1 protein-coding gene is annotated in these 293 nt (G+C 66.2%); it reads left to right on the forward strand.

The genetic code is table 11. The annotated features are described in order from the left end of the window. Window positions 1–293 (forward strand): VCBS domain-containing protein (locus J9892_RS21560; RefSeq protein ID WP_210538953.1); only part of this gene is annotated, 293 nt, incomplete at both ends.

Here is a 293-nt window from a genome sequence, read left to right on the forward strand (position 1 = left end):
GTGCAGGGGGCGGATGGCGCGGCGGTGACCGCGGGCACCCTGAGCGGGACCTACGGCAGCCTGGTGCTCAATGCCAACGGCACCTACACCTACACCCTCAACCCGAACGACGGTGACTTCAAGGCGCTGACCGGGGGCGGGGTGGGCAGCGAAGTGTTCACCTACACCCTGACGGATGCGGACGGAGACGTGAGCACGGCGACCCTGACCCTGACCATCAAGAACGACGATGACGGGGTGACCATCACCAACCTGACGCCCAAGGGCGAGGGCGGGGATGTGAAGGTGTACGA

This window comes from Aeromonas sp. Prich7-2 (assembly GCF_017939255.1).
Classification (GTDB): Bacteria; Pseudomonadota; Gammaproteobacteria; order Enterobacterales; family Aeromonadaceae; genus Aeromonas; species Aeromonas caviae.